A 24119-nucleotide genomic window follows, 5' to 3' on the forward strand; every position below is an offset into this window, starting at 1 on the left:
CCATAATGAATCCAATTTTCAGATTATTTACCATTCTTTTTTTATTGACCAATTGTATTTTGTCTGCACAGAAAAACGACAAAATCTCTGCTCAAACAGATAGCACATTACTGGTCTCTTCGCCTAAATTTAATGGGACAATTTTAATCTCTAAAAACGGAAAAGCGGTTTACAGTAAAGCTGTTGGTTTTGCAGACTTTGATAAAAAAACACCTTTAAAATTAGACAGTCAATTTGAAATTATGTCTAATACAAGACAATTTACAGCTGTTTTGATTTTACAAGAAGTAGAAAAAGGAAAAATTGATTTACAGGCTCCGATTAAAAAATATCTGCACAATTTAAAACAGAGCTGGACAGATTCGATTACAGTTCATCAGTTATTAAATCATACCCACGGAATTGTGGATCCAAATAAATCTTTGGCTTTTAAACCAGGAACCGAGTTTAAATACGGCAACGAAGGATATCCTTTTTTAGGTATGATCATAGAATCTGTTTCTAAAAAGCCTTACGCAGTAATGGCAGAAGCACTTTTTAAAAAGCTTAAAATGAACAATACATTCTGTTATTCTAAGGACAACACTAGAAATTTGGTGACAGGTTATATGAATGATAAAGATGCTTTAGAAAAAGCTGCTAATTCTCTAATTACTCCAGAAAAAGTTCCGTCTGCTGGTATTATTTCAACTGCCAATGATTTATTGATCTGGAACAACAACCTGCATAAGGGGAAAATCTTAAAACCAGAAACGTATCAATTAATGCTGCAATACAACATTCTTGCCCAGCATAATGTTTTTGGAACAGAAAAAGTGGGTTACGGCTACGGCCTTAGAATTGTAGACAAAGAATCTCCAAAATATTATGGGCATACAGGTTTAGGCAATGGATTTTCTTCAGTAAATTTGTATTTTCCTGAAAGCGATGTGAGTATAATTGTTCTAGAAAACGAGATGAATGCCAATTCTGATTTGTTTTATAAAACGGGAATTACCATCAAAAAACTGCTTTTAAAAAGTAATTTGTTCAACCCGAAACAATAAAAAAATGGCAGCCAATAAAACCACCGAAACCCAAGACAGTGTTACCGATTTTATTAACGCTGTTGAAAGTGAAGTAAAAAGAAACGATTCTTTTGAACTTCTCAAAATCATGCAGGAAACAACAGGTTTTGAGCCAAAAATGTGGGGGCCGAGTATTATTGGTTTCGGAAGTTATCATTATAAATACGACAGCGGACATGAGGGCGATGCTCCATTAGCCGGTTTTTCGCCAAGAAAAGCGGCAATTACTGTTTACTTCTATCTGCCAGAAGAAAAAAGAGAAACGCTTTTATCTCAACTCGGGAAACATACTTCTTCTAAAGCCTGTATTTACATCAAAAAATTAGCCGATGTAGACTTAGAAATTTTAAAAAAGATCATTTCACTTTCTACAGAATACATCCAAAAATTATACCCTTCAAAATAAAAAATGATCACATTCTTACTTATAATTACGCTTTTTGCAATTGCTTTTTGGGGTTTTATGCAGCAGCCAAAATTTGGAAAAGCACCATCTGGCGAAAGGTTAAAACTTATTTTGAACTCCCCTCAATATAAGAATGGAAAATTTGAAAACCAAAATTATACGCCGGATCTCGCTGAAGGAGTCACTTATTATTCTTTGTTTTATGACTTCTTTTTCAAAAAAGCACCCAGAAAGAAACCGACTGATTTGATTCCGTCCATCAAAACAAATTTATTAGAGCTGCCTCTCGATCATGATGTTTTGGTTTGGTTCGGACATTCGTCTTATTACCTGCAGCTTGCAGGAAAACGTTTTTTGATTGATCCTGTTTTCAGCGGTAATGCCTCTCCTGTTCCAGGCACTACGAGATCTTTTAAGGGAACTGATATTTATACGGTTGATGATCTTCCAGAAATTGATTATTTATTGATCACCCACGATCATTATGATCATCTGGATTATGAAACTATTTTAAAACTCAAACCCAAAACAAAAAAAGTGATCACGGCTCTTGGAGTGGGTTCTCATTTTGAATTTTGGGGTTTTCCAACAGAAAATATTATCGAAAAAGACTGGTACAATCAAGTAATACTAGACCCGAATTTGACGCTTTATACCGTTCCGGCAAGGCATTTTTCGGGAAGAAGTTTTAAAAGATGCAATACACTTTGGACTTCTTTCGTTTTAGAATCCAAAGATTTTAAAATGTATTTGGGAGGTGACAGCGGTTACGATTCCCATTATAAAGAAATTGGCGAAAAATACGGTCCGTTTGATATTGCTGTTATGGACAACGGTCAGTACGATGAAAAATGGAAATACATTCATAATACGCCCGAAGATGTTATAAACGCATTAAAAGAATTAAAACCAAAACGGGTGCTTCCTGTTCATTCTTCCAAATTTGTATTGGCGCTTCATCCTTGGGACGAACCTTTAAAAAGAATAACGGCATTAAACACAAATTCAGAAAATCCGCTTCCTTTAATTACTCCAATGATTGGAGAATTGGTCGAATTGCGAAATGAAAAACAGCAATTTAAACAGTGGTGGAAAGAAGTTGTTTAGAAAAAAAAAAGATTCAGAGTTACTGAGGTTCTAAACATTTCTCTACTTAAATTATTAACTACTAACAACAGTCGTCTTGAAACAAAATATATTATTTCTATACTTTTTATTCCTGTTTACACTAACGGCTTTTGCTCAAAATACGTATGTTTTTCTAGGTTCGTACAATCGGGATGTAAATGCAGAATCGATTCAGGTTTTTGAGTTGGATGCTAAAGGAAATTTAAACAAAATTACATCCGTAAAAAACGTTATTAATCCTTCGTATTTGACCATTGCTCCAAACGGCAAATATGTATATGCCTGCACTGATACTAAAACGCCAAATGCGGGAAGTGTGAGCAGTTTTGAATTTAATCCTGAAAAAAAATCGCTTACTTTTTTAAACAAACAATCCAGCGGAGGCGAAAATCCCGTTTATGTTTCGGTACACAAAAATGGCAAATGGCTGGTAAACGCCAATTATACTGAAGGAAGTGTCTCGGTTCATCCGATTTTAGAAAATGGAAAAATTGATTCGCTTGCTCAAAATTTCCAATATTCGGATGGGAGTGTGCATAAAGACAGGCAAACCCGTTCGCACGTACATTCGGCAGTCTTTTCGCCTAATTATGATTATTTGTTTTTACCCGATTTGGGCGCAGATAAAATACGCTGTTATGCCTTTGATGAAAATTTAAAACAGCCTTTGGTGGAAACTAAATTTCCGTTCATTAAAACCGATTTAGAGGCTGGACCGAGACATTTTACTTTTCATCCCAATCAAAAAATTGGATATAGTATTGAAGAAATGGCCGGACAGATCAGTGTTTACGATTATGAAAATGGTGTTTTGACCAAAATTCAGCGTATTCCAACGCATCCCGAAAAAACAAAAGAAGGTTTTGAAAGTTCTGATATTCATATTTCTCCTGATGGAAAATTTCTATATGCCGCAAATCGCGGTAAAGAAAATAACATCGCTATTTTTTCTATCGATGAAAATGGATTACTGAAAAATATTGGCTATCAATCAACTTATGGCAAACATCCCAGAATTTTTGCCCTTGACGAAAGTGGTAAATTTCTGGTTGCCACAAACGTAATTTCGGGAAACGTAATCGTTTTTGAACGAAATGAAAAGACGGGAATGCTCCAAAAAACAGGTAGAAAAATTAAGATGGAAAATGTCTCTTGCGTGCAGATTAAGAGAATATAGAGATTGTTTATCATTTCAAAACAAAATCATTTTTAAGCCTAATAATCTGCAGTAAAAAAACACTTTTAAAAATCAAAAAAATGAACTTAAATTTGCAACCCGAAATATTAGAAAACGAGACTGTAAAATTAGTCCCGTTACAAGAAACTGATTTTGAAAATCTTTTTGAAGTAGCTTCAGATCCGCTAATCTGGGAACAGCATCCGAATAAAAATCGATATGAAAGAGAGGTATTTTTAAACTTTTTCGAAGGTGCAATAGAAAGCAAAGGCGCGTTTCTTATCATTGATAAAACCACAAACGAAGTTGCTGGAAGTACCCGTTTTTACGATTACGAACCTGAAAATAAAAGTGTTTTTATCGGCTACACTTTTTACGGAAGAAAGTTCTGGGGAACAGGATTTAATGCTCAGGTAAAAAAAATGATGCTGGATTATGCATTTCAAGCCGTTGATAAAGTTCAGTTTCATATTGGTGCCGAAAATTTCCGTTCGCAAAAAGCAATAGAAAAATTAGGCGCAATAAAAATAGACGAACAAGAAGTTGCCTATTACAATGAACCTTCGAGACATAATTTTGTTTATGAGATATTTAAGGGTTGTGAGTTATAGGTTAGGAGTTAGGAGTTATGGGGTATAAGTTATGCGGTATGGGTTATGAGTCAAATTAAAGGCTTGATACTATTTGTACGATTTTTTAAACTTTAATCCATATCATATAAAAGACATAACTTCTAACATATAACATATAACACATAATAACACAAAACTCTTAACCTATACCCCCTAACTTTTAACTCCTAACTCCTAACTCCTAACCCCTAACTCCCAACCCCTAACTCCTAACCTCCTAACCCCTAACCCCTAAAAAAAAAATGAAAAGAATAACAGTTTTCTGTGCCTCTAGTTTTGGTACAGACAAAATTTACGAAGAACAAGCTGCTTTAGTTGGAAAAACTCTGGCAGAACAAAATATAGAATTGATTTACGGTGGTGCAAACGTTGGCTTAATGGGAGCAGTTGCAGATGCTGCGCTTAATGCAGGCGGAAAAGTAATCGGTGTCCTTCCGAACTTTTTACGCTCTAAAGAAATCGCGCATTTAGGTTTAACTGAATTGATTTTGGTAGAAAGCATGCACGAAAGAAAAACTAAAATGAACGATTTGTGCGATGGTGTGATTGCGCTTCCAGGCGGGTTTGGAACTCTGGAAGAACTTTTTGAAATGTTGACTTGGGCACAGCTTGGACTTCATAAAAAACCAATCGCAATTTTAAACATCAACGGATTCTACGATGCGTTAATTACTCTGCTCGAAACAATGACCGAAAAAGGTCTGTTAAAAGAAGTCAACCAGAAAATGCTTTTGGTAAGTGACAACATTGATGATTTATTGCATCAAATGAAAAATTATGAAGCGCCCACAGTTGGGAAATGGATTGAGAAGAAGGAGTTATGAGTTAAAAGTAAATGTTAAGAGTTAAGGGCTAAAGTAAAAATAGAGTATATTTACATTTGCTTAAACATATAACTATAACTTCTAACTAAAAAAAGATGAAACCAGAAAACAACAAATTCGCAAAAGCCGAAATGCTGATTCGAAAACCTGTTTCAGAAGTTTTTCAGGCTTTTATTGATCCGGAAATTACCAGTAAATTTTGGTTTTCTAAAGGATCAGGAAAATTAGAAGAAAATCAAAAAACAGAATGGACTTGGGAAATGTATGGTTTTTCGCTTTCTGTAACTACTTTGGTTTTACAGGAAAATAAAAAGATTGTAGTGGAATGGGGAAATCCAGACGAAACCACTTTGGTAGAATGGATTTTTAGTCCGTTAGACGAAAACGAAACTTTTGTGAGCATTACCAATTCTGGTTTTCAAGGTGATACCGATAAAATTATAGATCAAGTCAGAAATTCTACTGAAGGTTTTACGTTGGTTCTAGCTGGAGCAAAAGCGTATTTAGAGCATAAAATACAATTGAATTTGGTTCTGGACAGATTTCCGAAAGGATTAGCTTAATTTAATTTTGTTTCAGGTTTAAAGTTTTAAGTTGACATTTGAACATATATTTAACCGCAAAGTGCGCAAAGATTTACGCTAAGCACGCTAAGTTTTTAACACATCGCTTTGCGAACTTTGCCTTTTATAAAACCTCCAAAACAAAAAACCTTTGCGAACTTTGCGTTTAATTTCACATCCCAACAAAACCTGAAACCTGAAACCTGAAACTTGAAACCTGAAACCTGAAACCCCGAAAACCTATGGAAGTCAAAAAACGCGAAAATATCGACGAATACATTGGTGCATTTCCGAATGATGTTCAGGAGATTTTAGAAAAAATCAGAATGACGATTCAGAAAGCAGCTCCGGACGCGAAAGAAAAAATCAGTTATTCGATGCCGGCTTTTGAGCAAAACGGAATTGTAGTTTATTTTGCTGCGTTTAAAAATCATATTGGTTTGTATGCGCTTCCTACGGGTCATGAGGCTTTTCGTGAAGAACTTTCGAAGTACAAATCGGGAAAAGGTTCTGTTCAGTTTCCCTTAAAAGATCCGATCCCATTTGATTTGATTACCAAAATTGTAAAATTTAGGGTGAAAGAGAATTTAGAAAAACCCAAAAAGAAATAATTCTTTATGAATTTACAAGAGCACTACAATCAACTTTATAAAACAGCTAAAGGAGCTATTTTAGACGAAAAATATGCAATTGATTCTCATCTTAAAAAGGAATCTGATTCTCGATTCGGTATTACTTTATTAATTCGTCCGAGTGACGCGGTAAAATCAGAAATACAGTTATTGCTGTATGATTTGAGGAAAGCAGAACCAGAGCAGTATTTCTATCCCGATTCTGATATTCATATTACGGTGATGTCTATTATTTCCTGCTCAGAAGATTTCACTTTAAATCAAATCTCACCCAGCGATTATATCGAAATTATCTGCAAAAGTCTGGTTGAAGTTGACAGCATTAAAATTCAGTTTAAAGGCGTGACTGCATCGCCGTCTGCCATTATGATTCAGGGATTTCCAACCGACGAAACTTTGAATAATTTACGAAATAAACTTCGTGAAAACTTCAAAAATTCTGGTTTACAACAAAGTATAGACAGCCGATATACCATTTCTGCTGCGCATGCCACAGTAATGCGTTTTCAGGATAAACTTCAAGATCCGAAGAAGTTAATTCAAATCTCAGAAAAATATCGTGATTATGATTTTGGAGCATTTGAAGTCAAAAACTTAGAATTGGTTTATAACGATTGGTATCAGCGTAAAAGCAATACGCGGGTTTTAGGAGATTTTGGTTTAAGATGATTTTTTTGCCGATGATTTCAGGAATTTGGCACTAGTTATTTTTTTACTTAAACTTACCGAAATGCCATAAAACCCCGGACGGATCGTGCAGAAAACATTCGCTTCCCCATTCTTCGTAACGAATCGGCGTTAATTTGACTCCATATTTGTTGGTAAGATTTAAAGCAGCAAGATCATTGTAATATCTTTCGACATCATCCACTTCTAAGAAAATCATGGTGTTTTCGATCCAGTTTTTATCATAATAATCCTGAAGGTAAAAAGCGATTTCTCCTGTTTTAAAAACAGAAAAATTGTGTGCTAAAACCGTTTCTTCAAATCCTAAATCTTGATAAAATTTTCTGGAGATTTGAAAATCTCTGGCTCCAATAAATGGACGAATGGATTTGGCGTTGTGGTTCATTTTAGATAAATAAAATTTATACTTTGTTTAAGAATCAATCCCGAGTGACACTATTAATTTACCATCTTTATTTTTAAAAACCTGAATGTCTGTTAAAACTAAATCTGCAATATCATGCCCCCAAATTCCATACTTACCGTTAGTTTGATTTCTATTGTACATTTCTCTTTCTTCCATTGGCTGCGTTTTTACAGATGCAGATTTTTCTTCTTCTTCATAAAGTTTAAAATAGTTTTCACCTATTTCCGTAAGAAGTTTTTCTCTAGTAAATCCTTTTTCAGATTTCAAATTAAAACTGTAAACATTTGTCAATGGATAATCAATTATAATTGTGATCTCTTTTTCTGAAATTACAACTTCATCTTTGTTTATTAAATTTATAGATTCTTTTTTGAAGTTTTGAATACTCACCCAAGTCTGAATTCCATTTTCAAATTCTTTATTATCAGTTTTTACTTCAAAAAGAATTTCTTTTATACGTGTACCATCAATTTTCAAAGGATTGGTTCCCGCATTATTCTCCCGATCAATTACAACTTTTTCGTAATCACTTACTGGCGAATTATTTGCTTTGTTTTTACAACCACCTAGAATTAAAACACATACTATAAGCAGATAAAAACTACATTTTTTCATTTCAAAATTGATCATTTAACTTTTATTAAAAATACTTCCGATCCCTCTTCCAATCTGCTCAATGGCTTCAATACCTTTTGCTAAAGGCGTCGAAGTAAAATCTTCGTAAGCATCCATTGCACTTTCTTTTCGATCGTCTTGAGGATATACTAAAATCACATTGTTCTCTGGAAACGATTTCTCGAATTTCTGAGGCAGTTTATCAAAGATGGATTGATACGAAACAGAACCTTTTCTTGAAAGGTTAAAAACAACTAAATCAGTAAGTTTTATTTCGTCGGAGATACTTTCAAAATTTTCCCAATCCAAAATACTTTTGAAACCTAATTTTGCATTTAATTTCAAATTAGAAGCAATCTGCTGAATAGCTTGATGCGTGCCGTATTCCGCATAAATAATAATCTGAATACTTAATTCCTGAGACAAACGGCAGATTTTCTGTAATAATAAATGAAACCCTTTTCCTCTTTCTGAAAATGGCGGACAAACAAAAACGAGTCTTTTTTCTTCAATAAAATTCTTTTCCAGCTTACAGATAAACAAACTTTTATCAACATTATTGATAATAGAATCTACATTTTCGCCAAAGATTTTATCTAAGAATCCTGTTTTTCTCGGCCAGCCGATAATCACAATATCCGACATGATTTCTTTAGAAGTTCTTGCGATTCCACTTGCAGGATTATGATCAATTCTGGCAATCGTATTAATTTTTACTTCTGATGCCGAACCTTGAATTACAAATTTATCTACGGCTTTTCTGTACTTTAAAATATTCTTTTCGGCCTGATCGTTGTTCGGAACAATGGTTAACAAAGTAACCGGGTTTGATGATTTTTTGTCTTTAATCAACAAAGCAAAATCAAGCAGACTTGCCGTTGCAGACGTTTTTGCCAGCGGAATCAAAATATGTTCGTCCAGAATCAGATCTTTTCCAGCCTCTTCATGCGAAACTTCTTCTTCGCAGATGGCAATTTTTTTTGCTGCTTTTTCTGTAGCAAAAGAAGCTACAATACAAGTTATCAGAATCAGAATAATGGTTCCGTTAAGGATATTTTCGTCTAAGATTTTAGCTTTATAACCAACCAAGATCACAGCAAGAGTTGCAGCGGCATGCGCACTGCTCAATCCGAAAATCAGCTGGCGTTCTGTTTTTGTATATTTAAAAGCAAGCTGCGTAAAAAAGGCTGCGATCCACTTTCCAAATATGGCCACAACACTCAAAGTTCCAGCAACAATAAGCGCTGTTGGTCCGCTGAGAATCACACTGATGTCCACCAGCATCCCCACAGAAATCAGGAAAAACGGAATAAATAATGAATTTCCGATAAACTCAATTCTATTCATCAAAGCCGATGAATGCGGTATTAAAGGATTTAACGCCAAACCAGCAACGAATGCTCCAATAATAGGCTCTACTCCTGCTACTTCTGCCAAAAAGGCAGCAAAGAAAACAACTGAAAGCACAAAAATATAGTGGGCATGTTTTTCACTTTCCAATTTCTTAAAAAACCATTTGGCCACTCTCGGAATCAAAACAAACATAATAGCAGAGAAAATTGCCAGCGAAACGCCTAGTTTTAACCAAAATGCCTGGGTAAGATTACCTTGACTGCTTCCCATAATTACAGCCAGAATAATCAAAACAGCAGTATCGGTCAAAATGGTGCCTCCAACGGTAATTGCAACGGCTTGATTTTTGGCAATTCCAAGTTTACTCACAATCGGATATGCCACCAAAGTATGAGTTGCAAACATACTTGCTGTCAAAAAACTGGCATTAAAATCGTATTGAAGTAAATAATAACAAACAGGAAAACCAATGGTAAGCGGTAAAATAAAAGTAAAAAAACCAAACAATAAACTCTTGTTTCTGTTGGCTTTGAATTCATTCATATCCAATTCTAATCCTGCAATAAACATGATATACAAAAGTCCGATGGTTGAGAACAAATCAACCGCAGAATTTTTTGCCAGAATATTTAATCCGTGAGGACCAATTACGACTCCAGAAAGAATAAGCCCAATAATTCCAGGGATATTGATTTTTTTAAGTAAGATCGGAGAGAGCAGAATTATAAATAGTATCAACGAAAAAATCAATACTGGGTTGTTAAGAGGTAATTCGAATTCCTGTAATAAATGCCTGAAAAATTCTATCATATTGTAACTTTATCTTCTTGTGGTATTCTTATTTGTAGAAAAAACATTTTTTAGAATTAAACAAAAATCCCTGAAGTATTAATAAAAGAATCGAGGTATTTAGGTCTCGTTTCTGCACAAAAATACCGAAAAATAGCGAACTTTCTACGAAAACTGCATATTACGTAATTAAAATTATTTCGTTGTCAAATTATTAAAATTTAATATTTATTTTAACAATTTAGCAAGATTAACATCCAAACATATTAGTTCGTTGCATTATTCAATTATCTTTGTGATAACAAAATTAGAACAATGGAAGAATGTATCTCTGTTTTTGATATGCTTAAAATTGGTGTCGGCCCTTCATCCTCACATACTTTGGGACCTTGGAGAGCTGCAGAACGCTTTTTGGAAGAGTTAAAAGACGAAGCCATTTTAGACGAAATCACAAGAGTAAAAGTCGATTTATACGGTTCTCTTTCTTTAACCGGAAAAGGCCACGCTACTGATTTGGCAGTAATGCTCGGTTTAAGCGGTCAGGATCCTGAGTATATTCCGGTTGACGATATTGCCGGAATTATCAAAAAAATTGAAAACTCAAACGAAATCAATTTAGGAAACCATAAAGTGATTCCGTTTTTCTTTCTTCAAGACATTGTTTTCAACAAAGACTTTCTTCCTTTTCATGCCAACGGATTAAAATTTACCGCTTACAAAAGTGATGATTCAACATACGATTCTACTTTTTACTCTATCGGAGGTGGTTTTGTGGTAAAAGAAGAACGCACCAATGCCAAGCAGAAAGAAGTTATAAAATGTGCTTTTCCGTTTCCTGTTCAAAACGCAGCAGAATTATTGAATTATACTATTACAGAAAACAAATCGATTTCTGAAATTGTGTATGAAAATGAAATTTCGATGCGCTCAGAAGCAGAAGTTCATTCGGAACTAATGAGAATCTGGAACACGATGCTGGAATGCATGTATATTGGCTGCCATTCTGAAGGAATTCTTCCGGGCGGACTTCATGTGCGTAGAAGAGCTTTTGACATGCACCAAAACCTGATCGGATTATCTAATTACAGCGATCCGCAGTCCTGGCTAGAAGAAATTAGAAAAACAGAAGTCAAATTCCGTCAGATCTTAAAATGGGTAAGCTGTTTTGCACTTGCCGTGAATGAAGTCAATGCTTCTTTAGGCCGTGTGGTTACAGCTCCAACAAACGGAAGTTCTGGTGTGATTCCGGCCGTTTTAATGTATTATATGGTAATTGAAAACCATAATGCAGGCGAAAAAGAAATCAAACAATTTTTGATGGTTGCTGGAGAAATCGGCAGTATTTTCAAAAAAGGTTCTACAATATCTGCAGCTATGGGCGGTTGTCAGGCAGAGATTGGTGTTTCGTCCTCAATGGCCGCAGCAGCACTTTGCGAACTGATGGGCGGTACTCCTGCTCAGGTTTTAATGGCGGCAGAAATCGCAATGGAACATCATTTGGGACTTACCTGCGATCCTATCGGAGGTTTGGTTCAGATTCCGTGTATCGAAAGAAATACCATGGGAGCGATCAAAGCCATAAATGCAGCCGAATTGGCACTAGAAACCGATTCTAAAAATGCAAAAGTACCCTTGGACAAAGTAATCAATACAATGTGGGAAACTGCAAAAGATATGAATTCTAAATATAAAGAAACCTCAGAAGGTGGTCTTGCCATTGCGGTAAACATGGCGGACTGTTAAAGTTTTTTTGTCGCGAATTTCACTAATGCTCACTAATTTTTTAAAGTACACTTTTTAAAAAATAACTTATGAAAATTCGAGAAATTCGCAGCAAACCCTTTTAAAATTTCAAACAATTCATCAAAACATTTCTATTCTAAAAATTCGCAGAATTCGCGGCGAACATTTCTACAATTATTCAATACTTTTACAATATCAAAAAAAAATACAATGTCAGTAGCAAAAAAAGATTATAAAAGAATCACAACAAAGTCATTAATTGAAATGAAAAGTAATGGAGAAAAAATCTCTATGCTTACTGCGTACGATTACACAATGGCTAAAATTGTGGACAGTGCTGGAGTCGATGTGATTTTGGTGGGAGATTCGGCTTCCAATGTGATGGCGGGTCACGAAACCACACTGCCAATTACCTTAGATCAAATGATCTATCATGCATCGTCTGTTGTTCGCGCTGTAGAACGAGGCTTGGTGGTAGTTGATTTACCTTTTGGAAGTTACCAATCTGATTCTAAAGAAGCTTTACGTTCGTCTATCAGAATCATGAAAGAAAGCGGGGCGCATGCCGTAAAATTAGAAGGCGGAAAAGAAATTAAAGAATCGATTAAAAAGATATTAAACGCCGGAATTCCAGTTATGGGACATTTGGGTTTAACACCTCAATCTATTTATAAATTCGGAACTTACAGTGTTCGCGCTAAAGAGGAAGAAGAAGCAGAAAAATTGATTGAAGACGCTAAAATGCTCGAAAAAATCGGCTGTTTTGCAGTTGTTCTTGAAAAAATCCCTGCAGATCTTGCAAAACAAGTAGCAGAAAGTATTTCGATTCCTGTTATCGGAATCGGTGCCGGCGGAGGTGTTGACGGACAAGTTCTGGTAATTCACGATATGCTGGGTATGAATAATGAATTCAGTCCGCGTTTCTTACGTCGTTATTTAAATCTGTACGACCAAATGACAAAAGCCATCAGCCAATATGCAGCAGATGTTAAGTCTAGTGATTTCCCTAATGAAAAAGAGCAATATTAAAAATTACTAAGGTTCTGAGATTCTCAGATTCTAAGTTTTTTTTTTAACTACAAAGACTCAAAGTAAACTTTAAATAATTTCAATTGCCTCCAGCTTGAGCTGGAGGTTTATTTTAAATAGAAGAAAGGCTTTAGCCAAATCTTTTTGTCATAATCTAAAATCTACATTCAAAAATCTAAGAAGTCTAAATGAAAATTCTTTCCAACAAAAACAATCTCCAGATTCTTCATGAAGACAACCACATTATCGTGGTTAATAAACGTGTGGGTGATATTGTGCAAGGCGATAAAACAGGTGACAAACCTTTGTCTGATATTGTTAAAGAATACATTAAAGAAAAATACAACAAACCGGGAGATGTTTTTTTGGGTGTTATTCATCGTCTGGACAGACCCACAACCGGAATCGTGGTTTTTGCAAGAACCAGCAAAGCGCTTACGCGGATGAATGAATTGTTCAGCAATCGGGAAACAAGAAAAACGTACTGGGCGGTTGTCAAAAATAAACCAAAAGAAGCATCAGCTAAATTGGTTCATTACTTAAAAAGAAACGAAAAAAACAATACTTCAAAAGCACATTTAAAAGAAGTTCCAGATAGTAAATTGGCAAGTTTAGACTACACTATCATTAAAGAATTACAGAATTATACGGCACTTGAAATCAATTTGCACACAGGTCGTCATCATCAAATTCGAGCACAATTAACAGCGATTGGTTCTCCAATTAAAGGCGATTTAAAATACGGTGCAGATCGCAGCAATCCCGACGGCGGTATCCATCTTCATGCCAGAAAACTGACTTTTGTGCATCCTGTTTCTAAAGAAGAGATCACCATTACTGCCCCAACTCCAGACGATCCGATCTGGAATGCTGTATGATTTTTATGATTTAATTGTTACTTTTTAAATTATAATCGGTTAACTTGCATATACTAAAAAACAAGCTGATCGAAAATGGATTATAAAAATAACATCGGATATCGAAGAGAAACGCTGAAAAAGTTGTTGTATAATATTCAGAAAAGCGAAGATTTAATCATTAAAGCTTTGTACGATGATTTTCAGAAACCAGAGTTCGAAGCCGTTGTTACAGAAACCAGTTATGTCATTTCTGACCTGAAACAAACCATTAAAAACATTCATAAATGGGCCAAACCCAAGCGTGTTTTTCCTTCACTGCTTAATTTTCCTTCTTCAGACTCTATTTACAAAGAACCCTATGGCCATGTTTTAGTCATTTCGCCCTGGAATTATCCTTTTCAACTGGCCTTATGTCCGTTGATTGCGGCAGTTGCTGCTGGAAACAGAGTGACATTAAAACCATCAGAACTTACACCGCATACCTCGGCAGTCATTGCCAGAATCATCGAAAAGACTTTTCACATCAATCATGTTGAAGTTGTTGAAGGTGGTGTAGAAGTATCCAATAAATTACTGGCGCAGCGCTGGGATTATATCTTTTTTACCGGCAGTGTTGCCGTAGGTAAAATTGTAGCCAAAGCTGCAGCCGAAAACCTAACGCCGGTTACTTTAGAATTGGGAGGCAAAAATCCGTGTATTGTAGATGAAACAACAGATTTGAAGCTTGCCGCTAAAAGAATTGTCTGGGGGAAATTTATAAATGCCGGCCAAACCTGTATTGCACCCGATTATGTTTTGATTCAGAAAAACATGAAAGTCAATTTTATCACCTATTTGATTGAAGAAATTATAAAAGCATACGGCAAAAAAATTGACAAATCGCCGGATTTTGCCCGAATTATAAATACTAAAAACTGGTATCGCCTGACCAATATGATCCAAAACGAAAATATTTTGTTTGGAGGAGAAAGTGATGCCGGCAAACTCTACATTGCTCCTACTCTTTTGGAAGAACCCGATTTGGACAGCCCTGTGATGAAAGAAGAAATCTTTGGCCCTATTCTTCCGATTCTGACTTATGAAAACGAAAAAGACATAGAAAACGTAGTCAGCCGATATGAGAAACCTCTTTCATTTTACATTTTTAGTGAAAATAATTCATTTACTAAAAAATTAATCCAACAATACTCGTTTGGAGGGGGCTGCGTTAACGACACAGTTGTCCATTTTTCTAATAAACGTCTTCCTTTTGGCGGCGTTGGCCACAGCGGCCTTGGTGCTTATCACGGAAAATTAAGCTTTGATACTTTTTCGCATCACAAAGCCATTGTCAAAAAAGGCAACTGGCTTGATTTACCTATGCGTTACGCGCCTTACAAAGACAAATTAACCTCAATAAAACGTCTTTTAGACTGGTTATAAATGTGGTAAAACAATTTCGTTATGTTTGGTAGATTTTTATACGGAATTGATTAAAAATATTATATTTACGACAGGATAACGAGCTAACACATAAGTCTATTAAACAACTCTACATTAAACAATGAAATCTACACTTGACAAAATTGATGAGATCAAAAGAAATGGTTACACATTAAATCTTTCTAGTGTTATTGATCTTGCTTTCGAAAATTTTAAAAAAATAACACTCTATTCTGCTTTAATAATATTAGTTTTTTCTTTTATAATAGGGGTTATTTTGGTAGCCGTTTTAGGAGCTGTTTACGGAATGGACAATGTATCCAAAGTTATTTTGGAAAGCATGCAGCCATCAAAATTAACCTTAAATGAAATAGTAATCTCTACAATCGGTGTTTCTATCGCTTCGGCCTTGTTTGCTCCTTTTGGTGCTGGATTTTTCAAAATGGCCGATTCTGCAGCCAAGGACATTGAATTTAAGGTTTCTAATATTTTCCATTACTATAAAGCGCCCTATTTTGTGCAGTTATTCACTGCAACGCTAATCATAACAGCTGTTAATAATGCCATTGCCAACACGCTGGAGAGCGCCGGCCTTATATTTGTAGGTGTTGGAATTTCAATTTTCATCAACTTTCTCATGTATTTTACAGTACCGCTGCTTGTTTTTGGAAACCTTAAAGCGATCGATGCAATTAAAGGAAGTATCGTTCTTGTTACAAAAAATCCACTGATCATTTTTGGTACATTCCTTATCGGAATTATTGGTTCTGCTGTTGGAGCATTTGCCTGCGGTGTAGGTGTCTTGTTTACGATTGTTTTCAATACATCGATGATTTACGCTGCTTATTATGAAATTTTTACTAGAGAACAAGAAGAAAATTCAATTGACACTATTGGTCAATCGGATGTAGAATAAAAAAACAGAGTATTCTTTATACAAAAAAAGAGATTAACCAACTCTTTTCAAGAATTCTCTAAAGCCTGTTTACTTAACCAACATACCCCAAATTCTATGGCCGGAGTCTATAGTATTTTCAATACGTTGTTTTCAGGAATTGCCAATTTTGGTAATACCCTGAAATCGATCATGACAAACTGGTATGTTTTTAATTCGGATATTATTTTTTACAATAATCCGAAACTTATCTTGTTAGGATTGTCGCTTCTCGGTTTTTTATCTTTACTAGTGTATCAATTTTTCAAGATCAAAGCCAAAATTGGTAATTTCATCGAAAAAAAGAAAGAAGAAGAAACTGTGAGCCGCGAATATCAGCTTTACATTCTATTCTTCGGAATTGCAGTAATCGTTATCGAAATCATCAACGAAATCTTCAAAATAAGACCCAAAAGCCTGCTTGTTATCAACGTTTCTATCGGTGTCTCTGTCCTTATTATTTATGCCATAACAGATCGTATAAAATGGCTTCGAGAGCATATTCCGCAGATTTTTATTTTTTGTTTCTTTATTTACATGGGTTATGTCGGGTGCAATATCATTCTGCTTTCAAATGATGTAGTGCCGATAATTGTCTTTTTGATTTCTTTCTTCTTTTCGTACAATATTTTAAAACCCATAAAAATATATTGGTTCTTTGTCGGATTGGTATTTACTTTTTTAATCATCACGGTAGCCCTGCAGTTAATCCCGATAAAATCATCTATTCTTTTAATTAATTTCTGCATTTTAATTTTCATCATTAATCAAGTTAAATATGCCGTTCTTTTAAACAACCGTGACAATTTTAGATTTGCAAGTGAGATTGTACACAAGGGAAATTCACTTACGATTGCATCCAACCAAAAAGGAGAAATACTTTTTTGCAGCGAAACCATAACGCCTATTTTAGGATATCAGCCGGAAGCAGTTATGGGATTAAAATTCTGGGAACTAACCGAAGAAAGAGAATTTCTAAAAAAAACAGATCAATTTACAAAAGCAGACGACAAGCTTTACATTAGAAAACTGAAAAGTGAAAACGGTGAGTTTAAATACATTCAATGGAAAGATAAAAAATTCTCTGAAGATCTCATCATAAGCATCGGACAAGATGTAACAGAGCAGATTCTGGTTCAGGATCAATACAAAAACCTGATTCAAACCGCAACTGATATTATTTTTGAAATTGACAGCGAAGGTTATTTTTCCTTTATAAATGAATTTGCATATGCCGCTTTGGGATATTCTGAAAAGGAAATCATCAAACAGCATTATTCTAATTTTATTCACGACAGCTACATCCATAATGCTGTTGAATTTTATGAAAATATCGTTCTCAACACTAACAAATATCCCGTAATTGAAATTCCGATTGTAAAGAAAAATGGTCAGGAATTATGGATCTCTCAAAAAATTATTGTCCGCAAAAATGAATCTGGCCAAACAATTGGTTTCTCGGGAATTGCAAGAGATATTACCGAAATTAAAAATATTGAAAACGAGAAAAAAAGACGTCTCGAGAAAATTGAAGCTTACAACAATTCTACCAAAAAATTATCCACCACAGATTTCAGCAGTTACAATGATCTGGATACTGTAATTGATTACATCATAAAAGAAGCTGCTTTTGTCAGCAAAACAAATCGCGTCAGTTTCTGGAAATATCATAAAGATTTAATCAGCTGCAAAAATCTCTACAGTGCAGACAATCAAAGTTTGAGCGACAAAAATATCTTAGACAAAGAATCTTATCCGATTTATTTTGAAACATTAAAAAATAAAGCCATCATCAATGCTCCTGACGTTTTTAATAAATTAGAAACCTCAGAATTTCAAAAACTTTACTTTACCAAAAACCACATTAAATCGATGCTTGATGTCCCGATTTTTTTCAGTGGACAACTGGCAGGTGTAGTTTGTTTTGAAAGCACTGAAACAAAACGTGAATGGGATAACGAAGATATTAACTATGCCCGAACAATCTCTGATGTAATTTCGCTCGCCATTTCTTCGCAGATGCGATTAGAAGCAGAACGAAGATTAGAGTTTAAAAGCCAGCTGCTTTATGCACTTTCGCTTTGTACCGAAAAATTCCTGCTGAGCAAAACCACGCAGCAAATGTTTCAGGAAACGTATGATCTGATCGGAAAAGCGGCCAAAGTAGACCATATGTATTATTACGAAAGAGATTTCAGTTCTAATACAGTGAGCCAAAGATACAAATGGTCCCGAATGGGCGTTGCGCATCAAATTACACCGCTTCGTCATATGACAGAAGAAAATCTAAAAGAAATTTATGATGCCGCACAAAACAAAAAAATTCTTAATACGCTGACCAGAAAACTCGAAGAAGGTTTTTTTAAACAGCTTTTAATAGATAACGAAATCAAATCGATCTTAATTCTGCCGTTATTTATCAACGATATTTTTACAGGTTTTATTGGTTTTGATGATTGCACCAAGGAACGAAAATGGTCTGAGGAAGAAATCTATATTTTTCAGGTTTTAGCCAATAATATCTCCTCAGCTTTAGAACGAAATCGAAATGAAACCCGAATTTTAGAAAGTGAAGAAAAATTCAAATTAATTGCTAACAATATTCCTGGAACGGTTTATTTATCAAAATTTGACGCATTTTCGACTAAAATTTTCCTCAATGACGAAGTTTTAAACCTTACAGGATATTCAAAATCGGAGTTTATAGAAAATAATTTATCGTTTCTTTCGTTGATTCATCATGATGACAAAGAAGAAGTCATCAATAATCAAATCGATAATCTGCAGAAAGGAATGCCTCTACATAATGTCTACCGCATAAAACGAAAAACAGGAGAATATATTTGGGTTGAAGAATTTGGAGATGTTATCAAAAAAGAGGATGAAATAGAATTTGTGGGCGGTATTTATTTTGACATTACCAATAAGAAAGAAATAGAAGATGCCATAAAAGCCAAACAATTGGCAGAAGCCGCAAACAAATCTAAATCGGATTTCTTAGCGAACATGTCTCACGAAATCAGGACACCTCTAAACGGAATAATCGGTTTTACGCATTTATTAATGAAAACCGAATTGGAAGAAATTCAGGAAAAATACATGACTACGATCAATCAATCAGCGCATTCGCTGCTGGAGATTATCAATGATATTTTGGATTTTTCTAAAATTGAAGCAGGAAAATTAGAACTCTTTATTGATTTGTATGACATCAAAAAAGTACTCGGACAGGTTTTTGATTTGATTGTATACGAATCAAATCAAAAAAACTTAAAGCTCGAATTAAATGTCGATCCTGATGTTCCAAAATACATTTGGACCGATATTGTGCGAATCAAACAAATCTTAATCAACCTGCTTTCGAACGCAGTTAAATTTACCAATGAAGGTTCGATCATATTAAATGTTTCTGTTTTAGGAAAAGATAAAAATGACAATTTCATTCTTCGCTTTTCTGTAATTGATACCGGGATTGGTATTTTGGAGAAAAATCAGAAGAAAATTTTTAAAGCTTTTTCGCAGGAAGACAGCTCTACAACCAGAAAATTTGGCGGCACAGGATTAGGATTAACCATTTCGAACCAGCTTCTTGCTTTAATGGAAAGCCGTTTACAGCTCGAAAGCAAAATCGGAGAAGGAAGTACCTTTTATTTTGATTTGAATTTAAAAACCAGCAATCAAAGCATCAACGACAAATACAATGCTGAAATCAAAAGTTTAAACCTGGACATCGAATCTGAAGATGACGAGCCTAACAATAAAAACATTACCTTTTTGATTGTTGAGGATAATAAAGTGAACATGCTGCTTTTAAAAACGATTATCAAAAATCTTTACAGCAATGCTTATATCTGCGAATGCGAAAACGGTTATGAAGCCGTTCAGCGTTTTGAAACCATCAATCCAACGATTGTTTTTATGGACATCCAAATGCCTATAATGAATGGCTACGAAACCACCCGTGCGATAAGAAACACAAAAAAAGGACGAGATATACCCATTATTGCCGTTACTGCAGGAGCAGAAAAAGAAGAAAGAAACAAATGCATCTCTGCAGGAATGGATGATTATATTTCGAAACCTATTATGAAAGGATCGGTGGAAGAAACTTTAGTAAAATGGCTGCGCTAATCATTCTTTTTAGAACATAATTGCCGAGAATGCGAAATGTATGGTAAAAAATATATAAATTCGTACAATAAAAAACATAAAAAATTTTAATACAATTCAATATGAAGTGGTTAGGCAGAAGACAAAGTGATAATGTTGAAGACCGAAGATCAATATCTGGCGGAAAAGCAGTTATTGGAGGCGGTGTTATTGGGATTATTATTTTACTGTTGAATGTTTTTGGCGGCGAAACAGGTCAAACTGTAGGAGCAGCATTAGAACAGATGCAAGGAGGACAGCAGCAAACAGAAGCCGCAGCGCCTTTAAGCAAAGAAGATGAAGAAATGGGTAATTTCGTTAGAGTAATCCTAGCCGATAATGAAGACATCTGGAGTAAGATTTTTGAGGAAAACGGAATGACTTATGAGAAACCAAAATTGGTGCTTTTTAGAGGCTCTGTTCAAACTGCTTGCGGTGGTGCATCATCAGCGTCTGGACCATTTTATTGCCCGGGAGATCGTAAAGTATATATGGACTTAGCTTTTTTTGAAGAATTGAAAACAAAATTTGGCGCCAAAGGCGGCGATTTTGCTATAGCTTACGTAATAGCACACGAAATTGGTCATCATATTCAAACCTTGTTAGGAACATCTGCAAAAATGCGTGAGGCGCAGCAAGGAAAAAGTGAAGCCCAAGCCAACAAACTATCCGTAGCCTTAGAACTTCAAGCTGATTTTTATGCCGGTGTCTGGGCACATTACAATCAAGAAAATTTAGATACAGGAGATATCGAAGAAGCATTGAGTGCTGCAAATGCAGTGGGTGACGATGCTATTCAAAGTAAAATGCAGGGACATGTGGTTCCAGATTCCTTTACACATGGATCATCTGAACAAAGAATGTATTGGTTTAATAAAGGTTTTAAAACCGGAGACATTAAGCAGGGAACTACATTTGAGGAAATACGATAATACATTAAACCAAATATAATAACCACCAAAAAAGCACAACTTAACAGTTGTGCTTTTTAATTTTCACTATTTTAAATTCCATAATCCTGCAAGGCCGAAACCAGATACGTTATCAATTTGGAATTTGAATTCTTTTTAGCTTTTAAGAAGTGACAGGCTTACGCTTACCTTAGTTACATAACTTAAGCTTGATCCATAACCTATATGGTTTTAAAAAGCTTCAGCGTACAAAAAAAGCCTTGAATTTCTTCAAGGCTTTAAATCTGGGTGGCTGACCGGGTTCGAACCGGCGACCCGCGGCACCACAAACCGCTACTCTAACCAACTGAGCTACAACCACCATTTTTGCTTTGCTTTTCTGCTTAGCGAGTGCAAATATAGAACAAAGGTTGAGTTCTACAAAGAAAAAAATGAAAAATTTACAACAAATTTTCTAAACTATTGACTGCCAAACACCTTTCAACAGTAAAACCTTCTGCAAAATCTTTCCCAACCAGCCTTCCTAAGTCTTGCGCTCGGTAATTTAAGCTTTCCATAAAGTTTTTACTTGTAATAGGCGTAGCAGGTTCTTTTGAATTTGGATCATAGAATTGTGTTTTATATGCCATAACAGCTTCAATTTTCTTTTCTTCAAAACCAGTAATATCAACAACAAAGTCTGGTTCGAGGTTTTTCCATTGAATATAATGATAGACTAATTTGGGTCTCCATGCTTCCTGTTTTTCTCCGTCTAGTATTGTTTCTATTTTCATTAATCCCGATAAAAAACAAGAATCAGAAACGAGTTTACTTCCTCTTCCATGATCAATATGGCGGTCGTCTATCGCATTGCATAAAACAATCTCAGGCTTATACTTACGAATCATTTTAATAACCTCTAATTGATGTTTTTCATCATTAACAAAGAAACCGTCGCGCATGCGCAGATTCTCACGTACTGTAACTCCTAAAATCTTTGCTGCAGCCATCGCTTCCTCATCACGAGTTTCAGCCGTACCGCGCGTTCCTAATTCACCGCGGGTTAAATCAACAATACCTACTTTTTTCCCTAGAGAAACTTCTTTTAAAATTGTTCCGGCACAACCCAATTCTACATCGTCCGGATGTGCACCAAAGGCTAATATATCTAATTTCATTTTTTTTTTGTTTTTTTTTGTTTCAGGTTTGAGGTTTCAAGTTTCAGGTTTCAAGTTTCAAGTTTCAGGTTTCAAGTTTCAAGTTTCAGGTTTCGTACAGAACGTGAAACATGAAACCTGAAACCTGAAACTATTTTCTCAAAACTCTTTTCATGGTCATCGACTTATTGACGCTTTCCTCCCATTCTTTTTCTGGAATGCTTTCTTTTGTAATACCGCAGCCCATATACAATATTGCTTTGTTATCCTGAATCTGCATGCTTCTTAAATTTACGAATAAATCTGAACTTCTGGAATCACCAAGAAAACTACTGTTTAATTCGCCCAGAAAACCAGTATAGAAAGTTCTTTCGTAGTTTTCATTCTCCAAAATAAAGGCTTTCGCTTTTTTCTTTGGCAAACCGCAGACCGCCGGTGTTGGATGCAGTGTATCTATTACTTCTTCTAAAGTGGAATTATTATTTAAAACTCCCGAAATATCGGTTTTGATATGCCAGATCGAACCTGCCCTAAAACTATACGGCTCTGTTACCGAAACGGACAAAACAAACTCTCTAAGTCTTTTTACAATAAAATCGGTCACAAATTGCTGCTCTTCTTTTTCTTTCTGTTCCCAAACCACTTCAGTTTCTGGCGACGCTTTTTGAGTTCCTGCCAATGCAGTGGTTGTAAACACTTTTCCATTCGCTTTTAATAATTGTTCGGGTGTTGCTCCCATCCAGAATCCAATTTTCGGATGAAAAAAACAATAACACAAAGTAGCAGGATATAGTTGAACCAAATGCTGGAAAGTCTCAACCAAATCAAATTCAGACAATAGCACTTCTTCGCTTCTGGACAATACTACTTTTTTGAATTCTTCATTTTTAATAGCTTGAATTCCTTGGGCAACTAAATATTCATATTGAAATTTGGCTTCTGGATCAAAACTTAAATCATCAATTTCAATGGGTGCAATTGAAGTCGTTTCTTTTTCAACAGTAATAATTTCAGATTCGCTTTCAGGAATTAAAACCAGCTGCTTTTCATCAAAAGAAGCAAAAACAAAACCTTTTTCTGTGAAATTCTCGACTTGATGCAGCGTATTATTCTGCTGTAATAAGCCTGTAATTATCGAAGTATTAGGTTTTGAATAAATTACGAACGGAAGTTGCTGCCCGTACTGTTTTTTAACTTTAGAAAAAAAATCATTCATGCTGCTCGGTTTTCTTTCTATCCAAAACCATATTCGTCAGTTTGCAAAGCGAAATCAGATTTCCGGCTTCATCGGTAATTTTAATTTCCCACAAATGCAGGCTCCTGCCTTTATGGATAATTCTGGCTGTACCAAAAACATAACCTTCGCGAATACTTTTTAGATGATTTGCTGAGATTTCAATTCCGCGTACTTCTTGTTCCTTCGGATTGATAAAAAAGAATGAGGCTGCACTTCCTACACTTTCGGCCAAGGCTACAGAAGCTCCTCCATGAAGTAATCCCATTGGCTGGTGAACGCTCGGGTTTACTGGCATCTTTGCGGTTAAAAAATCTTCTCCAGCGTCGATATATTCAATTTTCAGCGTTTCCATTAATGTGTTTTTAGAAAACTCATTGCAGTGTGCTAAAATCTGTTCTTTTGTATAATTCATTAAAATA

22 protein-coding genes and 1 tRNA gene are annotated in these 24119 nt (G+C 35.2%); 16 read left to right on the top strand and 7 right to left on the bottom strand.

Translation table 11 applies throughout. The features are described from left to right. Positions 1-5: 5 nt before the first annotated feature. The 9 genes from C4F50_RS17280 to C4F50_RS17320 all read left to right on the top strand — a co-directional run bounded on the left by C4F50_RS17280 (position 6) and on the right by C4F50_RS17320 (position 7098). On the top strand, positions 6-1046 hold the full coding sequence (locus tag C4F50_RS17280; protein WP_194139903.1) for a serine hydrolase domain-containing protein: 1041 nt from the start codon (positions 6-8) through the stop codon (positions 1044-1046). Between the two features lie 4 nt (positions 1047-1050). Continuing rightward, positions 1051-1473, top strand: a complete 423-nt coding sequence (locus C4F50_RS17285) for a DUF1801 domain-containing protein (RefSeq protein ID WP_194139904.1) — start codon at positions 1051-1053, stop codon at positions 1471-1473. A gap of 3 nt (positions 1474-1476) precedes the next feature. After that, positions 1477-2580, top strand: a complete 1104-nt coding sequence (locus C4F50_RS17290; RefSeq protein WP_194139905.1) for an MBL fold metallo-hydrolase — start codon at positions 1477-1479, stop codon at positions 2578-2580. Between the two features lie 76 nt (positions 2581-2656). Continuing rightward, positions 2657-3778, top strand: a complete 1122-nt coding sequence (locus tag C4F50_RS17295; protein ID WP_194139906.1) for a lactonase family protein — start codon at positions 2657-2659, stop codon at positions 3776-3778. An 80-nt stretch (positions 3779-3858) separates the two neighbouring features. Further along, positions 3859-4389 (top strand): GNAT family N-acetyltransferase, encoded by a 531-nt coding sequence (locus tag C4F50_RS17300; RefSeq protein ID WP_194139907.1) that lies wholly within the window; start codon positions 3859-3861, stop codon positions 4387-4389. Between the two features lie 263 nt (positions 4390-4652). Beyond that, entirely contained in the window at positions 4653-5234 is a 582-nt protein-coding gene (locus C4F50_RS17305) for an LOG family protein (RefSeq protein WP_194139908.1), read from the top strand. Positions 5235-5329: 95 nt separating this feature from the next. Next, positions 5330-5797, top strand: coding sequence for an SRPBCC family protein (locus C4F50_RS17310; protein ID WP_194139909.1), 468 nt, complete (start codon positions 5330-5332; stop codon positions 5795-5797). A gap of 242 nt (positions 5798-6039) precedes the next feature. After that, positions 6040-6408: an iron chaperone gene (locus C4F50_RS17315; RefSeq protein WP_194139910.1), complete on the top strand. Its 369-nt coding sequence runs from the start codon at positions 6040-6042 to the stop codon at positions 6406-6408. A gap of 6 nt (positions 6409-6414) precedes the next feature. Next, positions 6415-7098 carry a 2'-5' RNA ligase family protein gene (locus C4F50_RS17320; protein WP_194139911.1) on the top strand — a complete coding sequence of 228 codons (684 nt, stop codon included), beginning with the start codon at positions 6415-6417 and terminating at the stop codon, positions 7096-7098. A gap of 43 nt (positions 7099-7141) precedes the next feature. Here C4F50_RS17320 and C4F50_RS17325 read toward each other — a convergent pair whose 3' ends face one another. Genes C4F50_RS17325 through C4F50_RS17335 form a run of 3 tightly spaced genes read right to left on the bottom strand, consistent with a single transcriptional unit; the run spans position 7142 to position 10300 of the window. Next, positions 7142-7501, bottom strand: a complete 360-nt coding sequence (locus tag C4F50_RS17325) for a VOC family protein (protein ID WP_194139912.1) — start codon at positions 7499-7501, stop codon at positions 7142-7144. Between the two features lie 27 nt (positions 7502-7528). Then, positions 7529-8137 carry a hypothetical protein gene (locus C4F50_RS17330; protein WP_194139913.1) on the bottom strand — a complete coding sequence of 203 codons (609 nt, stop codon included), beginning with the start codon at positions 8135-8137 and terminating at the stop codon, positions 7529-7531. 15 nt (positions 8138-8152) lie between these two features. Further along, positions 8153-10300 (bottom strand): cation:proton antiporter, encoded by a 2148-nt coding sequence (locus C4F50_RS17335; protein WP_194139914.1) that lies wholly within the window; start codon positions 10298-10300, stop codon positions 8153-8155. 294 nt (positions 10301-10594) lie between these two features. On the opposite strand from C4F50_RS17335, the gene C4F50_RS17340 reads away from it, so the two are divergent. The 7 genes from C4F50_RS17340 (at position 10595) to ypfJ (ending at position 21348) form a co-directional block, all read left to right on the top strand. Further along, positions 10595-12022, top strand: a complete 1428-nt coding sequence (locus C4F50_RS17340) for an L-serine ammonia-lyase (RefSeq protein ID WP_194139915.1) — start codon at positions 10595-10597, stop codon at positions 12020-12022. A gap of 210 nt (positions 12023-12232) precedes the next feature. After that, positions 12233-13051 (top strand): 3-methyl-2-oxobutanoate hydroxymethyltransferase, encoded by an 819-nt coding sequence (panB, locus tag C4F50_RS17345; RefSeq protein WP_194139916.1) that lies wholly within the window; start codon positions 12233-12235, stop codon positions 13049-13051. A 188-nt stretch (positions 13052-13239) separates the two neighbouring features. Continuing rightward, the gene (locus tag C4F50_RS17350) at positions 13240-13929 is read left to right on the top strand and encodes an RluA family pseudouridine synthase (protein WP_194139917.1); all 690 of its coding nucleotides are present in this window, start codon (positions 13240-13242) and stop codon (positions 13927-13929) included. A gap of 75 nt (positions 13930-14004) precedes the next feature. Next, positions 14005-15333 carry an aldehyde dehydrogenase gene (locus tag C4F50_RS17355; RefSeq protein ID WP_194139918.1) on the top strand — a complete coding sequence of 443 codons (1329 nt, stop codon included), beginning with the start codon at positions 14005-14007 and terminating at the stop codon, positions 15331-15333. Positions 15334-15454: 121 nt separating this feature from the next. Further along, complete coding sequence (locus tag C4F50_RS17360; protein ID WP_194139919.1) at positions 15455-16249, top strand: hypothetical protein; 795 nt, start codon at positions 15455-15457, stop codon at positions 16247-16249. Positions 16250-16345: 96 nt separating this feature from the next. Continuing rightward, positions 16346-20398 carry a PAS domain S-box protein gene (locus tag C4F50_RS17365; protein WP_194139920.1) on the top strand — a complete coding sequence of 1351 codons (4053 nt, stop codon included), beginning with the start codon at positions 16346-16348 and terminating at the stop codon, positions 20396-20398. Between the two features lie 101 nt (positions 20399-20499). Next, positions 20500-21348: a KPN_02809 family neutral zinc metallopeptidase gene (ypfJ, locus tag C4F50_RS17370; RefSeq protein WP_194139921.1), complete on the top strand. Its 849-nt coding sequence runs from the start codon at positions 20500-20502 to the stop codon at positions 21346-21348. 266 nt (positions 21349-21614) lie between these two features. On the opposite strand, the gene C4F50_RS17375 is transcribed toward ypfJ, so the two are convergent. The 4 genes from C4F50_RS17375 to C4F50_RS17390 form a co-directional block, all read right to left on the bottom strand. After that, a tRNA-His gene (locus C4F50_RS17375) sits at positions 21615-21688 on the bottom strand. A 79-nt stretch (positions 21689-21767) separates the two neighbouring features. Next, complete coding sequence (bshB1, locus tag C4F50_RS17380) at positions 21768-22484, bottom strand: bacillithiol biosynthesis deacetylase BshB1 (RefSeq protein ID WP_194139922.1); 717 nt, start codon at positions 22482-22484, stop codon at positions 21768-21770. 130 nt (positions 22485-22614) lie between these two features. Further along, positions 22615-23679 (bottom strand): chorismate-binding protein, encoded by a 1065-nt coding sequence (locus C4F50_RS17385; RefSeq protein ID WP_194139923.1) that lies wholly within the window; start codon positions 23677-23679, stop codon positions 22615-22617. Further along, positions 23672-24112, bottom strand: coding sequence for a PaaI family thioesterase (locus tag C4F50_RS17390; RefSeq protein WP_194139924.1), 441 nt, complete (start codon positions 24110-24112; stop codon positions 23672-23674). Before C4F50_RS17390 ends, C4F50_RS17385 begins: the two co-directional genes overlap by 8 nt. Positions 24113-24119: the final 7 nt, after the last annotated feature.

It is taken from the genome of Flavobacterium hungaricum (genome assembly GCF_015182285.1).
GTDB lineage: Bacteria > Bacteroidota > Bacteroidia > Flavobacteriales > Flavobacteriaceae > Flavobacterium > Flavobacterium hungaricum.

What these genes read in the sequence shown, in the direction of transcription:
- ypfJ (WP_194139921.1), top strand. Translation starts at nt 20,500, where the DNA reads ATGAAGTGGTTAGGCAGAAGACAAAGTGATAATGTTGAAGACCGAAGA.
- C4F50_RS17330 (WP_194139913.1), bottom strand. Translation starts at nt 8,137, where the DNA reads ATGAAAAAATGTAGTTTTTATCTGCTTATAGTATGTGTTTTAATTCTA.
- C4F50_RS17320 (WP_194139911.1), top strand. Translation starts at nt 6,415, where the DNA reads ATGAATTTACAAGAGCACTACAATCAACTTTATAAAACAGCTAAAGGA.
- C4F50_RS17350 (WP_194139917.1), top strand. Translation starts at nt 13,240, where the DNA reads ATGAAAATTCTTTCCAACAAAAACAATCTCCAGATTCTTCATGAAGAC.
- C4F50_RS17365 (WP_194139920.1), top strand. Translation starts at nt 16,346, where the DNA reads ATGGCCGGAGTCTATAGTATTTTCAATACGTTGTTTTCAGGAATTGCC.
- C4F50_RS17305 (WP_194139908.1), top strand. Translation starts at nt 4,653, where the DNA reads ATGAAAAGAATAACAGTTTTCTGTGCCTCTAGTTTTGGTACAGACAAA.
- C4F50_RS17340 (WP_194139915.1), top strand. Translation starts at nt 10,595, where the DNA reads ATGGAAGAATGTATCTCTGTTTTTGATATGCTTAAAATTGGTGTCGGC.
- C4F50_RS17280 (WP_194139903.1), top strand. Translation starts at nt 6, where the DNA reads ATGAATCCAATTTTCAGATTATTTACCATTCTTTTTTTATTGACCAAT.
- C4F50_RS17315 (WP_194139910.1), top strand. Translation starts at nt 6,040, where the DNA reads ATGGAAGTCAAAAAACGCGAAAATATCGACGAATACATTGGTGCATTT.
- C4F50_RS17390 (WP_194139924.1), bottom strand. Translation starts at nt 24,112, where the DNA reads ATGAATTATACAAAAGAACAGATTTTAGCACACTGCAATGAGTTTTCT.
- C4F50_RS17310 (WP_194139909.1), top strand. Translation starts at nt 5,330, where the DNA reads ATGAAACCAGAAAACAACAAATTCGCAAAAGCCGAAATGCTGATTCGA.
- C4F50_RS17325 (WP_194139912.1), bottom strand. Translation starts at nt 7,501, where the DNA reads ATGAACCACAACGCCAAATCCATTCGTCCATTTATTGGAGCCAGAGAT.
- C4F50_RS17285 (WP_194139904.1), top strand. Translation starts at nt 1,051, where the DNA reads ATGGCAGCCAATAAAACCACCGAAACCCAAGACAGTGTTACCGATTTT.
- bshB1 (WP_194139922.1), bottom strand. Translation starts at nt 22,484, where the DNA reads ATGAAATTAGATATATTAGCCTTTGGTGCACATCCGGACGATGTAGAA.
- C4F50_RS17385 (WP_194139923.1), bottom strand. Translation starts at nt 23,679, where the DNA reads ATGAATGATTTTTTTTCTAAAGTTAAAAAACAGTACGGGCAGCAACTT.
- C4F50_RS17335 (WP_194139914.1), bottom strand. Translation starts at nt 10,300, where the DNA reads ATGATAGAATTTTTCAGGCATTTATTACAGGAATTCGAATTACCTCTT.
- C4F50_RS17355 (WP_194139918.1), top strand. Translation starts at nt 14,005, where the DNA reads ATGGATTATAAAAATAACATCGGATATCGAAGAGAAACGCTGAAAAAG.
- C4F50_RS17360 (WP_194139919.1), top strand. Translation starts at nt 15,455, where the DNA reads ATGAAATCTACACTTGACAAAATTGATGAGATCAAAAGAAATGGTTAC.
- C4F50_RS17290 (WP_194139905.1), top strand. Translation starts at nt 1,477, where the DNA reads ATGATCACATTCTTACTTATAATTACGCTTTTTGCAATTGCTTTTTGG.
- panB (WP_194139916.1), top strand. Translation starts at nt 12,233, where the DNA reads ATGTCAGTAGCAAAAAAAGATTATAAAAGAATCACAACAAAGTCATTA.
- C4F50_RS17300 (WP_194139907.1), top strand. Translation starts at nt 3,859, where the DNA reads ATGAACTTAAATTTGCAACCCGAAATATTAGAAAACGAGACTGTAAAA.